The sequence below is a fragment of the Allobosea sp. OK403 genome (assembly GCF_900113835.1).
Classification (GTDB): Bacteria; Pseudomonadota; Alphaproteobacteria; order Rhizobiales; family Beijerinckiaceae; genus Allobosea.
On record NZ_FOQV01000007.1, the window covers coordinates 261910 to 274943 of the forward strand.

General features: G+C 64.9%; 11 protein-coding genes, 1 tRNA gene and 1 pseudogene. 8 read left to right on the plus strand and 5 right to left on the minus strand.

What is annotated here, in order from left to right; all coding sequences use genetic code 11:
- Positions 1-42 precede the first annotated feature (42 nt).
- Positions 43-957: an ABC transporter permease gene (locus BMZ97_RS22075; protein WP_092174677.1), complete on the minus strand. Its 915-nt coding sequence runs from the start codon at positions 955-957 to the stop codon at positions 43-45.
- Between the two features lie 15 nt (positions 958-972).
- On the minus strand, positions 973-1896 hold the full coding sequence (locus BMZ97_RS22080; protein WP_092174680.1) for an ABC transporter permease: 924 nt from the start codon (positions 1894-1896) through the stop codon (positions 973-975).
- Between the two features lie 237 nt (positions 1897-2133).
- Between BMZ97_RS22080 and BMZ97_RS22085 the strand changes: the two genes are divergently transcribed.
- A complete protein-coding gene (locus BMZ97_RS22085) occupies positions 2134-3102 on the plus strand; it encodes a GntR family transcriptional regulator (protein ID WP_092174682.1) in 969 nt (322 codons plus the stop codon).
- Between the two features lie 33 nt (positions 3103-3135).
- Here the strand turns inward: BMZ97_RS22085 and BMZ97_RS22090 are convergent, their stop codons facing one another.
- Complete coding sequence (locus tag BMZ97_RS22090; protein ID WP_092174685.1) at positions 3136-3525, minus strand: cupin domain-containing protein; 390 nt, start codon at positions 3523-3525, stop codon at positions 3136-3138.
- A 285-nt stretch (positions 3526-3810) separates the two neighbouring features.
- Here BMZ97_RS22090 and BMZ97_RS22095 point away from each other — a divergent pair, with 285 nt between their 5' ends.
- From BMZ97_RS22095 to BMZ97_RS22125, 7 genes are all read left to right on the plus strand, one after another.
- Positions 3811-4560, plus strand: a complete 750-nt coding sequence (locus BMZ97_RS22095) for a gluconate 2-dehydrogenase subunit 3 family protein (protein WP_092174688.1) — start codon at positions 3811-3813, stop codon at positions 4558-4560.
- An 18-nt stretch (positions 4561-4578) separates the two neighbouring features.
- A complete protein-coding gene (locus BMZ97_RS22100) occupies positions 4579-6342 on the plus strand; it encodes a GMC family oxidoreductase (RefSeq protein ID WP_092174690.1) in 1764 nt (587 codons plus the stop codon).
- Positions 6339-7559, plus strand: a complete 1221-nt coding sequence (locus tag BMZ97_RS22105) for a cytochrome c (protein WP_092174693.1) — start codon at positions 6339-6341, stop codon at positions 7557-7559. Before BMZ97_RS22100 ends, BMZ97_RS22105 begins: the two co-directional genes overlap by 4 nt.
- A gap of 480 nt (positions 7560-8039) precedes the next feature.
- Positions 8040-10040: a coiled-coil domain-containing protein gene (locus BMZ97_RS22110; RefSeq protein WP_139221285.1), complete on the plus strand. Its 2001-nt coding sequence runs from the start codon at positions 8040-8042 to the stop codon at positions 10038-10040.
- Positions 10041-10114: 74 nt separating this feature from the next.
- Complete coding sequence (locus tag BMZ97_RS22115) at positions 10115-11155, plus strand: TAXI family TRAP transporter solute-binding subunit (protein ID WP_092174698.1); 1041 nt, start codon at positions 10115-10117, stop codon at positions 11153-11155.
- Between the two features lie 8 nt (positions 11156-11163).
- On the plus strand, positions 11164-11748 hold the full coding sequence (locus BMZ97_RS22120; protein ID WP_244546542.1) for a hypothetical protein: 585 nt from the start codon (positions 11164-11166) through the stop codon (positions 11746-11748).
- A 25-nt stretch (positions 11749-11773) separates the two neighbouring features.
- Positions 11774-12280 carry a DsrE family protein gene (locus BMZ97_RS22125; protein ID WP_092174703.1) on the plus strand — a complete coding sequence of 169 codons (507 nt, stop codon included), beginning with the start codon at positions 11774-11776 and terminating at the stop codon, positions 12278-12280.
- 340 nt (positions 12281-12620) lie between these two features.
- On the opposite strand, the gene BMZ97_RS22130 is transcribed toward BMZ97_RS22125, so the two are convergent.
- Together BMZ97_RS22130 and BMZ97_RS31335 are read right to left on the minus strand one after the other, a co-directional pair.
- Positions 12621-12707, minus strand: a tRNA-Leu gene (locus BMZ97_RS22130).
- Between the two features lie 112 nt (positions 12708-12819).
- A pseudogene (locus tag BMZ97_RS31335) lies at positions 12820-13034 on the minus strand (hypothetical protein); the annotation flags it as partial.

The following is a 13034-nucleotide window of genomic DNA, read 5'->3' on the forward strand; positions in this document are numbered from 1 at the left end:
AATCGTGAGGCATGCCAATCGCGAGGCATGCGATCTGCGGCATCAGCTGCGGTCGAGCGTCGGATCGAGTTCGTCCCTGAGCCCGTCGCCGATCAGGTTCACGCTGACGACGAACAGGGACAGGAACAGGCCGGGAAACACGGTGATCCACCAGGCGAGCGTGATGTAGTTCTGGCCGTCATTCAGGATGGCGCCGAGCTCGGGCGTCGGCGGCTGCACGCCGAGCCCGATGAAGCCGAGCGCCGTGATCCAGAGCGCGGCGATGCCGAGCCAGGTGGTGGTCAGCACGATGACGCTGGACATCACATTGGGCAGGATGTGGCGGGATATGATCCTGAAGGGAGAGGCTCCGCCGCAAAGCGCGGCCTCGACGAAGGGCAGGTTGCGGATCTCGACAGTCGCCCCTTCCACCAGCCGGGCGAAGACCGGGACGAGGATCACCGCGATCGCGATGACGCCGTTGACGAGGCCCGGCCCCAGGATCGCGGTGACCGTCAGGGCGAGCAGGATGCCCGGGAATGCCAGGAGCAGGTCGTTGAGGCGCATGATGACGAAGCCGATCGCGCCGCCGAAATAGCCGGCGACCAGGCCGATCACTGTGCCGAAGAGGGCTCCGAGCACCACCACCGCAAGGCTCGCCAGCATGGTCGTGCGCGCACCGAACAGGACGCGGGCGAAGAGGTCGCGGCCGAAGGCGTCGGTTCCCATCGGATAGACCAGGGAGGGCGGCGTGAAGGTCGCCATCGGATCCTGCATGGTCGGATCGATCGAGGTCAGCAGGGGGGCGAAGAACGCCGCCAGCGTCAGGACCGTGCAGATCAGGAGGCCGGTCGACAGGCTGCGATGGCGCAGCGCGCGTAAAGTAGCGCGCCGTCGCGACCATGCCGACGGCGCCGCAGTGACGGGATCGCCCTGGCCGGCGGGGAGCGTTGCTGCGGTTGAGGCGAGGTCCGGCATGGCCTGCGATCCCAGCTAGCGGTTGGCGATGCGCGGATCGAGCACGGGGTAGAGAATGTCGACGATGAAGTTGGAGACGGCATAGATGATGGCGATGATCAGGATGATGGCCTGAACGGTCATGTAGTCCTTTGCCAGGATGCCCTGGATCAGCAGGCGTCCGACGCCGGGACGCGAGAACACGGTTTCGACGATGACCGAACCCGAAAGCAGCTGGCCGACCTGAAGGCCGGTGATGGTCAGGATCGGCAGAAGCGCATTGCGCATCACATGCCTGACGAAGACCTTGAATTCCGGCACACCCTTGGCCCGGGCGGTGGTGACGTGGTTCTGTGACAGGGCCGCGATGATGCTCGAGCGCACGAAGCGGGCGTTGAAGCCCAATGACCCGAGCGCAAGCGTGACCGCCGGCAGCACGAGCCCCTTCAGCGAGGTGCCCCCGACGACGTCGAAGATCGGCCATGTCACGGCGAAGGCGAGGATCAAGAGCAGCCCCAGCCAGAAGCTCGGGACCGACATGCAGACCAAAGCGAGCCCCATGCTGGCCGTGTCGGCCGACTGGTTGCGCTTCAGGGCTGCGATGATGCCTAGCGCGGTGCCGCCGCTGAGCGACAGCGTGAGCGCCGCGAGCGTGAGCTGGATCGTGGCCGGAAAGCTGGAGGCGAGCAGCGAGCTCACGCTCTGCTGGTTGGCGTAGGAATAGCCGAAATCGCCACGCAGCACATGGCCGATCCAGACGAAATATTGCAGGTGCAGGGGCTGGGTCAGGCCGAGCTGTTCGCGCAGGCGCTCGATCAGCGCCTTGTCGCCGGCGCTCGTGCCGAGCATGGCCACGACCGGATCCCCCGGTATCAGTCTGATGATCAGGAAGGCGATGACGCTGATGCCGAATGCCAGCGCCACGATCGCGGCGAGGCGCTTCAGGACATAGCCGCTCACGAGGCCGAAGCCGTTCGCGCCGCGACCGCCGAAGGCTGCCGAGGGGCGTGGATTCTGACGGACGGAAGGGCCGAACGTAACATCGTACTAGAACACTCCCATGGCCGGTAAAGCGGTGTCAATCGCGTGCGGGTTGCATCGTCCGGCTCGAAGGCGCGAATGCCCGGTGGCTTGTCAGGGCCGCTGGCCAGTGTACCTGCTATATCCGACTAGAACACTCGATCGAGGCAGGTGGGCATGGAATTCAAGATCGATCGCGACCTGCCGATTTCGATCCGTCAGCAGCTCAAGGGGTTGATCGAATACAGCATCGCCTGCGGCGATCTCGCTGTCGGCGAAGCCCTGCCGTCGGTGCGCGACCTCGCCGCGAGGGTCGGCGTCGCCCCGATGACGGTGAGCCAGGTCTATGGCGATCTGAAGGGGCTCGGGCTCATCGAGACGCGTGCCGGGGCGGGCACCAGCGTGGCCGGCAGCAGTCAGGCTCGTCTCGCGGGAAGGCCCGATCTGATGACGCTTCATCGCCGCATCGATGCGTTGATCGATGAGGGGATGGCGCTGGGCCTGCGCGCCTCCGACCTCGCGTCGCTGATCCATGCGCGGTTGGCCTCGCGGGCCAGGCTCGGGCGCAGCGCCAGCGTCGTCATGGTTGGCCTGTTCGCCGGGCCGACAGCCCGCTACGCCCATGTCATCGCGGCGCGCCTCGGGCAGGGCGCCACGGTGGAGCCGATGACGATCGATGCGATCCAGCGCGATCGCGCGATTCAGGCGCGCGCGGCTTCGGCCGATCTGGTCGTCACCTTCGTCAACCGGCATCGCGAGGTCGCCAGCATCCTGCCGGGCGCACGCGTGGTCTCGATCCGCTTCATTCCTTCGGAGGAGACCAGACGTGCACTCGCCTCCATCGACCCGATGGCGCGTGTGCTGCTGGTGGCGCGGTTTCCCGAATTCCTGCCGATCATGAGGGCGGGCGTGCTGCGCTTCGCGCCTCATGTCTCTAATCTGCGCTCGGCCGGAGCCGGCTCAGGCGATGCGCCCCTGGCTCATGACGATGCCGATGTCATCGTCTTCGCCTCGGGCACGGACTCGGTGCTGAGCGGTCTCAGGGCCTCGGTCCGCGCGATCGAATATATTCACATCCCGGAGCCGGGCGATATCGACCGTCTCATCGTTCCGCTCATCCAGGACGCCGCGTCGAAAGCGAAGTAGGCTAAGCGCCCAACCGCGCGCAGCAGGGAGGCGTCATGCGTCCTGCGGCAGATAACGCCGCGACAATTCGTTGCGATCGTCATAGGACGCTTCGAAAATGGCGGCCGCCAAGGTCGCGCGCACGCGCAGAATGCCGGTGCCGACATTCTTGAAGCCGTGGCGGGCGCCCGCGGGGATCAGCACGGACTGGTTGGCCGTCACGATCATGCTCTCATTGCGCAGGTAGATCTCGGCCGTACCCTCGTAAACCTCGAGCACCTCCTCGACTGCATGAAGATGCATCGGAGCTCCCAGGCCGGGATCGCAGAACTGATCGAAGATGCATAACTGCTTGCTCTGCACCGTTGCCGAGGCCCGCATCAGGGTCATCACGCCATCGCGCCATTTTTCCAGGGGCTGGGTATTGTGATCGAGAACTTGCATCGGAATGCCTTACATCCTTCGTGATGGCTTGCTTCGTAATTGCTTGAGCCGGCCCGGTGTTGCGTCGAGACAAGCCGATCGCCCCTCATGTCTCAGCATATGACGCGCAGCGATGGAAGAGGGCCGCCAGCATGCGCGGCTGCTTCCCGGGCTTACTCCATGCATCTGGGGGATGGCGGTACCGCTCCGATCGGATGTTGATTGTTCTCAATCAAAAGTAGAGCCTCGCTCGGTTAGCAGTGGCTGCGGCTTGTCCGACCAGCGATGCGGATAGTCGAGGCCGGCATGACACGATCCACACCGTTTCGCCCCAGTCGCCGCGGTTTCCTGTCTTCGACAGGCATGACCTTGCTCGTGGCCTCCATCGCAGGCGCGAAGGCGGCCGAGCACTCCGGAACCTTGCCCTGGAAGCCGTTCGCGGCGCTGCCGCCGCAGCCGCTGCCCGGCGGGCGCTGGTACGTCTTCACAGCCGACGAGGCGCGCATGGTCGAGGCCATCGTCGACCGCCTGATTCCGGCGGACGATCTCAGCATCGGCGGCAAGGAGGCCGGCTGCGCGACCTTCATCGACCGCCAGCTTGCCGGCAGTTATGGCTCGTCCGAGCGGCTCTATACGCAAGGCCCGTTCCTGCCCGGCCTGCCGACGCAGGGCTATCAGGGTGCCGAGGCGCCGGTGGCGCGCTACCGCGCCGGGCTCGCCGCGCTGGCCCAGCATGTTCGGGCTCAGTTCGCCGGCAAATCTTTCACTGATCTTGCCCCCGCCGACCAGGACAAGGTGCTCGCCGATTTCGACGCCGGCAAGGTCGCCTATCCCGCCGCCGCCGGTTTCTTCAATCTGCTGCTGCAGAACACGATGGAAGGCTTCTTCGCCGACCCGATCTATGGCGGCAACAAGGACATGGCGGGCTGGAAGCTGCTCGGCTTCCCCGGCGCCCGCTACGATTACCGCGACTACGTCACGGCCCATAACCAGCCCTTCCCTCTGCCGCCGCTCTCGATCGCCGGGCGGCCGGAGTGGAAGGTCGGCAGCAAATAATCGGCGGGATCAGGCACGATGGTGAAGAAACTGCCCCGCAAGGATGTCGTCATCGTCGGCCTCGGCTGGACGGGCGCGATCCTGGCGCATGAATTGACGGATGCCGGGCTCGATGTCGTCGCGATCGAGCGCGGACCCTGGCGCGACACGGCGACCGATTTCAACGTCGCCTATGCGCCTGACGAGTTGCGCTACGCCATCCGCAAGGATCTGTTCCTGCAGCCGGCGCAGGAAGCGATGACGATGCGCAACAACATCTCGCAAACGGCGCTGCCGATGCGCGATTACGGCTCCTTCCTGCCGGGCACCGGGGTCGGCGGCGCGGGTACGCATTGGAACGGCCACACCTGGCGCTTTTTTCCAAGCGATTTCGTCCTGAAGACGCATCTGACCGAGCGCTATGGCGCGGGCCGCATCGCCGATCTGACGGTGCAGGATTGGGGCGTCACCTATGATGAGCTGGAGAATTCGTTCGACCGCTTCGAGTACCTCGCCGGCATCTCCGGCAAGGCCGGCAATCTGAACGGCAAGATCGAGGCCGGCGGCAATCCGTTCGAGGGGCCGCGCAGCCGGGAATACCCGCTGCCGCCGATGCAGATGACCTATGCGCCAACGCTGTTTGCGGAGGCGGCCCGTTCGATCGGCCTGCATCCCTTCCCGACGCCTTCGGCCAATCTCTCCAAGGCCTATGTCAATCCGCTCGGCATCGCGATGGGGCAGTGCACCTTCTGCGGCTTCTGCGAGCGTTTTGGCTGCGCCAATTATTCGAAATCCAGCGCCCACACCACGATCCTGCCGGTGCTGATGCGCAAATCGAATTTCGAGGCGCGCACGGAATGCGAGGTGCTCAAGGTCGATCTCGCTCCCGACGGCAAGACGGCCAAGGGCGTGACCTATGTCGACGTCACCGGCGAACTTTGCGAGCAGCCCGCCGATATCGTGCTGCTCAACGCCTACGGCCTGCACAATGTCCGGTTGATGCTGCTCTCGAAGATCGGCACGCCCTATGACCCCGCGACCGGCACGGGCACGGTCGGGCGCAACTATGCCTATCAGACCAACGCCTCGACGCAGGTCTTCTTCGAGGGCAAGAACTTCAACCCCTTCATCGCGGCGGGCGCGCTCGGCCAGACGGTCGACGACTACAATGGCGACGCCTTCGATCATGCCGCCCTCGACTTCGTCGGCGGCGCCGGCATCAACTGCATCCCGACCAATGGTCGGCCGATCGCCTATCGGCCGACGCCCCCGGGCACGCCGCGCTGGGGCAGCGCCTGGAAGAAGGCGGCCAAAGAGAATTACGGCAATACGCTGACCTTCAGCTCGCAGGGCTCGTCCTACGCCGCACGCGGCAATTATCTCGATCTCGACCCGACCTATAAGGACCGCTTCGGCCGGCCCTTGCTGCGCATGACCTTCGATTTCCCCGACAACGATATCCGCATGTCGAACTGGGTCAGCGACCGCATGCAGCAGATCGCGACCGCGCTCGGCGGCAAGCAGGCGGTGGTCGGCCGGACGCGCAAGGGCTGGAATTCCGTGCCCTATCAGAGCACGCACAACACCGGCGGCGCGATCATGGGGACGGATCCCAACACCAGCGCGGTCAACCGCCATCTGCAGAGCTGGGATGTGCCCAATGTCTTCGTCGTCGGCGCCTCGGCCTTCCCGCAGAACGCCGGCAAGAACCCGACCGGCCCTGTCGGCGCGCTTGCCTTCTGGGCTGCGGATGCCATCCGCAACCATTATCTGAAGAACCCCGGCAAGCTGGTGCAGGCATGAAGAAGGCAGCGCTTCTCGCCGGCGTCGTCGCAGCCGCTCTCGTCAGCGCGAGCGGCTTCGCCTCCGACCTGTTCGACCGTATCAATGCGGGCCGCTACAAGGCCGTCCTGGCCGATTGCGCTGCCTGCCACACGAAGCCCGGCGGTCGGCCCTTCGCCGGCGGGGCGCCGCTCGACACCCCCTTCGGCAAGCTGATCCCATCGAACATCACGCCCGATCGCGAGACCGGCATCGGCAATTGGAGCTATGCCGATTTTCGCGGTGCGCTGAAGGAGGGCGTCGGCAAGGGCGGCAAGCGGCTCTATCCGGCGATGCCCTATCCGGCCTATTCCGCGATGACGGAGGCCGATATCGCCGATCTCTGGGCCTATTTCCAGAAGATCGAGCCGGTCGACAATCGCGTCGTCTCGAACCAGCTGCCCTTTCCGTTCAGCATCCGCACGGTGATGATCGGCTGGAACCTGCTGAATTTCTCGCCCAGCGAGTTCAAGCCCGACCCGGCCAAATCAGCCGAATGGAATCGTGGCGCCTATCTCCTCAACGGCCCGGCCCATTGCGGCACCTGCCATACACCCAAGAGCCTGCTTGGCGCCGACAAGACCGACCAGTTCCTGCGCGGCGGGAACCTGCAGAGCTGGGTCGCGCCCGACATCACCAATGACGCCCATAAGGGCATCGGCGGTTGGGCGGCCGAGGATATCGTCGCTTACTTGAAAACCGGTGCGAACCGTTTCGACATCGCGTCTGGCCCGATGGCCGAGGTTGTCGCGAACTCGACGCAATATTGGACTGATGCCGATCTGAACGCGGTCGCGACCTATCTCAAGGACATCAAGGGCGCCGGCTCCGCCCCGCCCCGGCCGCTCGATGCAGGCGATCCCCTGATGCTGGCCGGCAAGGCCGTCTTCATCGACCGCTGTTCGGCCTGCCATGTCAGCTCGGGTGAGGGCACACCCTTCCTGTTCCCGAAGCTGGCCAAGGCGCCAGTGGTCAACGGAGATGACCCGACCTCGCTGATCCGCGTCGTGCTCGAGGGCAGCCAGGCCGGGACGACCAAGGCAAGGCCCACGACCCCGGCGATGCCGTCCTTCGCCTGGAATCTGGGCGACGCCGAGGTTGCGAGCGTTCTCAGCTATGTCCGCAACAGCTGGGGCAACGCCGCCCCGGCGGTGACGCCGGCCCAGGTCAAGGACATGCGCACGAAGCTCGCGCGCTAGATCACGCCGCATTCGGACGGAACCGTCCGAACTCTAGAAGCCTGATGACTACGGTCTGAACCACGCCGTCATTCCGGGGCAGGCCGCAGGCCTGAGCCCGGAACCCAGAACCCAGAACCAATGCGCTCGACGTTCGAGGCTCGCCATGCGAGCGCATTATGGAGAAACCGCATCGGCTCTGGGTTCCGGGCTCGATCCTTCGGATCGCCCCGGAATGACGGTGGTGTTTCCGAGTCAAATCATCACGCTCTATCTGGGGTCGCATTGCGATTGCCGGCCGCCAGGATCTTCCTCGCCTGGTCCAGCACCGGCTGGTCGATGAGCTTGCCGTCGACGGTGACGGCGCCGCGCGCAGCATAGGCGGGGTACCCCGTTAGTGCGATCTCCTGCCCCTATGCCCGCCTTCTGTTCTCCTGCGAACCGGGGTCATCTCGATCGTTGCGAGGGCGTGGTGCCGCCAACTGAACAGGCGTCCGTTACATGCGCGACGTGACAGAGAGAGCACAAGAAGATCGGCAAATCGTCATCGGAAAGGGTGGCGCGACCGAGCCATACGATGCCACTCACTGGACCGGTCAGTGGGGCGGCGCAGAGCCACGCGCCAAACCCCATCGCACTGATGCATCAGCAGCCACTGGCACCCGGGAGTCACCACCTGCGAGAAGCAATCAACGCGCTAAATCCTTCCAGGCTGAGCGTGCGAGACGTCAGCGCCGCTATGTCGCGTTGGCGAGCGGTCTCGCTGCGGTGGGTCTCCTGCTTGTCGTTGTGATCCCCGACCCGGACCAACCGAAGCCTCCTCAGTTTGCGCGGGCTGGTTTGGCGTCAAGCCAGGTTTCGAATACAGCGCCCCCGCCGAGCAATGCCGATGCCGCCGGCGCGCAGGGGCGCGCGCCACGGATTGCCGAGGCCCCGGAACCCGCAATCCAGCGATCGCAGAACGGAGAGCGGGCCGTTGCAATATCGCAGGAGCTTGCCGAGGCCCGGCGCGCCATCGAAAACCTCACCGCGCAGCTGCGCACCCAAGCCACCGAGAATGACCATGCATTGGCACAGGAGCGCGCGAGAACGGCCGCCCTCGTGCAGGAAGCTGAAGCCGCGCGAAAGGAACTGACCGCAACTCGCGCGCAGCAAACTCAAGCGCTTGAGCAGGAACGCGCGAGCGCTGCCGCGCTGGCGAGCCAATTATCGACGTCGCGGCAGGAAGGCGAGGCGCTGGCGGCGCAGCTGCGCAAGACGGTGGCCGAAGCCGGACAACCCAAGCAGGCGGATGCCGCCAAAACCGCACAATCGCTCGAACAGGAGCAGCAGAAGGCGGCAGCTCTGGCAGAAGCTGAAGCCGCCCGCAGGCAGCTGACTGCGACCATGGCGCAACAACACCAAATGCTCGAGCAGGAACGCGCACGCGGCGCGGCGCTGGCAAACCAGCTGTTGGCGGCGCGACAGGAAACCGATGCACTGACGGCGCAGCTGCGCAAGGTCGTCGGTGAAACCGCACAGCTCAAGCAGTCGGAGGCTGCGAGGAGTGCTCAGCTCCTCCAGCAGGAGCAGCAGAAGGCGACTGTTCTATCAACCGAGGCCGATGCCGCGCGACAGGCGCTGGCCACGGCAACGCTGCAACATCGTCAAGCGCTCGAGCAGGAGCGTGCGCGTGGCGCCGCGCTGGCGAACCAGCTTGCGGTCGCGCGCCAGGACAGCGAGGCGCTGGCGGCGCAACTGCGCAAGGCCGTCAGCGAAACCGCACAGTTCAAGCAGGCGGAAACTGCGAGGAATGCCCAAATTCTCCAGCTGGAGCAGCAGAAGGCGGCTGCTCTCGCCGAGGTCGAAGCTGTGCGGCAGGCCTTGACGGCAACCGGAGCAGAGCAACGTCAAGCGCTTGCGGAGGAGCGCGCACGCGGTGTCGCGCTGGCGAACCAGGTGTCGACGGCGCGGCAAGACAATGAGGCGCTGGAGGCGCAACTGCGCAAGGCGCAGGACGAAGCAGGCCAGTCCAGACGGGCCGCAGAGACGACAATCGCGGAACTACGCCAAACCCTGCAGCAAGAACGCGATCGCGCGGCGGCAATGACCTCGGAATCGAGAGCGGCGCGATTTGGCGTCTCCGGGCCTGCAGCGACCGAACCCTTGGCGATCAGTCAGGACTCCCGGCTTCCGCAGGAAGTGGCGGTCGTCGAGGCCGAGCAGCCGGCGGTTGCGGAGGCGCATGTCAGCCAGGAGGCGATGCGGTTGATCGCTCGCGCCGGTGCGCTGCTTGGGCAGGGGGATATCGGCTCTGCGCGGATCGTGCTCGAGCGCGCGATCGAGATGGGCAGCGCACGAGCGAGCTTCATGCTCGCGGAGACCTACGATCCCCGCATTCTTTCAGCCTGGGGAACCTATGGCACGCGCGGCGAAGTGACGAGGGCCCGCGAGCTCTACGTGAAGGCGCAGGCCGGCGGCATTCAGGAGGCAAAGGATCGCGTCGGCGCGCTGCTCCGGTAACGCCCGACGAAGGCGATGCTCCCGCCTTTGGATTTCACGCTCAAACGAGGGTTTGGGCAAAAGAGGATTTGGGAATGAAGATTTTGCCGGGAAGGTTCTGGCTCCTGCTGGCCGCGTTGGCGGCGCTTGCGCCGACGCTCCAGCCAACCGGTCTGCAGGCGCAGACGCCCCAGGCGAACACGCGGAATATTGCCGTGCCGTCGCGCGGACCCGCGCGCGCGACGGAGCAGGAGAAGATCAACGCATGGACGGTCGGTCTTGCCGCAGGATTGATCGAGGGCGCGCCGCTGCGTCTCGGGGCCGAGATGGCCCGCGTCGTCGATGACGGGCCGAACATGCTCGTGCTGCCGATCGTCACCCGTGGCGCCACGGAAAACCTGAACGCGCTGCTTTATCTGCGCGGTGTCGATACGGCGATCATCAACTCCGATGCGTTGGAAGAATACAGGACCCAGGTCCCCCAGATCCGGCACAAGATCACCTACCTGCTGAATCTCTTCCCCTCGGAACTGCATATCCTCGTCCGACCCGAGATACAGACCCTGCAGGACCTGAACGGCAAGAAAGTGAACTTCAATACGCTGGGCACGGCTGCCGCCTATTCGGGGCCCATGATCTTCAGCCGCCTCGGCATCAATGCAGAGAAAATGTTCATTCCTCATCCAGTCGCTCTCGAGCAGATGCGCAAGGGTGAGATCGCCGCCGTCGTTTTCATCACGTCCAAGCCAGTCGACGCCTTCGTGCGCGGACGCTTCGAGCCCGGCTTCAAGTTCCTTGCGGTCCAATATGAGAGCAAGTTCGAGGACTACTATCTTCCGGCCGTGCTGGAGGCCCGCGAGTATCCCGGCCTCATCAAGCCCAATGAGCGGGTGGCGACGATTGCGGTGCCGACCGCTCTGGTTGCGTTCAATTGGGCCCAACAGACCAACCGCTACGACCGCGTCGCCCGCTTCGTCGACCTCCTGTTCAGCCGTATCGAGAAGCTCCAGGGGCCGGGCTTCGACGAGAAATGGAAGTCGATCAACCTCGCCGCGACGGTCCCCGGTCTAAACCGTTTTGCCGCGGCGCAGGAGTGGCTCGACCGCCGGGCCTCCGCTCCGCGAGCGTTACGATGAGAGGGATCATGGTGACAGTAGCGTTCGCGATGGTGAGCCAGACCGCTCTCGCCCAGAGCGCTGCCGATCCCATGACTCCGTCTCGCGCCTGCTCGCAGCTCGAGCAGGCGGAGCGGGTGGTCTGCTTGGATAAGCTTATGCAAGCCGGCGACGACTGGGTCATCAGTGAGACGACGTCACCGGTGGATTATGCGCCGATCGTCACCGCCACCGCGTTGTCCCGCGACGACGCCGGTACGTCCCTGGCGCAGCTTTCGGTTCTCTGCCGTGGCGGCCGGACGGAGATGGTGGTCGGAGGGCCGGCCCTCGCCAGCAGCAGTACGGATTACGACCTGTCCTACAGCCTCAATAGCGGCCAGCCCGTGCGGGTCGCAACCGGCAGGGCTTCGCTCGGAACGGGCATCGCGTTTCGGGGCGATGTTGTGAGTTTGCTGCAGTCGCTTCCCGAAGAGGGGGCGCTGGCGATCCGCCTCTCCGCGCGATCCGGCGCGGTCCATGAAGGGCATTTCTCCCTTCGCGGTCTGAAGGCGGTGCGCAGCAAGGTGGCTGTCGCCTGCAACTGGCCACGCTCCGCCAAGCCGCGTCCCGAATAGTCCTCAAACTCATGGGCGAAAGACAATGACGATCAGCTTTAGAGATGTTGTCGGCTCCACCCTGGTGGCAGGTGTCGCGCTATTCATAACGTTGGCGCCCGTGGCAGCTGAGGAGGTGAAGCAAACCTCGGTGCAAACATCCAAGCGACCTTCTGTTGAAAAGAAGGTGCACCGGCTCGTCCTGCAGGTGAACACGAATGAACCCGGGACGATGAATCTGGCGCTCAACAACGCCACCAACGTCGCGCAGTACTATCAGGAGCGCGGCGATAAAGTGGAGATCGAAATCGTGACCTTCGGGCCCGGCCTGAACATGCTGCGCGATGACACGTCTCCGGTGAAAGCGCGCATCAAGGCAATCGCGGCGAGCACCCCGGCAATCTCCTTCAAAGCCTGCGGCAATACTCAGGGCAATATGAGCAAGGCGGAGAACAAGGAAATCTCCCTTATTCCCGAGGCGACGGTGGTGAAGTCCGGTGTCGTCCATGTGATGGAATTGCAGGAGCAAGGCTGGACCTATGTCAGGCCGTGATCCAGCGCAGCGCTGTTGAGTTCGAGGGCGCCCGCATCAGCGCATTCACGCCGCCCGGCAGGGTTGGCATTGCACGAGGGGCGGCTAGGGCGGTGCGACTAAAACGCGTCGATCGGGTTGCTTGAAGACGCAACGATCGGGGCTCGCGTATCATGCCTCGGCCCTGTCGCGCGACCTGGCGCAGCCTGCGCCAGTGCACGACAATCGAGCTAGAAAAATCCCTACTTGGTAGTGGAGGGATGGATCATCGCAAGGGGCGGATGCGGAGCTGCCCGGTGAAGGCGAATGCGCCGTAAGGCCTTGCGAGATCATGACTCTTTCTCCTGCTTGAGAGAAAGAGTGGTGCCCAGGAGAGGACTCGAACCTCCACGCCCTTGCGAGCGCCAGCACCTGAAGCTGGTGCGTCTACCAATTCCGCCACCTGGGCAACGGCGGTTCGTTTACGGGGGCCGGATGGTCCTGTCAACGCATAGATCGACATTCATGTCGTTTCGTTGACGGAAGAGTTTGGGCCAAGCCTGAGGGCGCCGTTTCGCCGCTCAGAACTCCTCCCATCCCGCGTCATTGGCGCGGCCGTTGACGGCGCGCTTGGCCGGTGCGGCGGCCCGCGCCGGGGCAGGGGCAGGTCTGGCTGGCGCTTCCACCCTGGTCTGGCTGAAGGCGGCCTCGGCGAGCTTGCGCAGGCGCGCGGGCTCGGAGGCCGGTTCATGAGCCTGGGCAGCGCTTGCCCTGGCAGCCGGGCGCGACGCCGGGG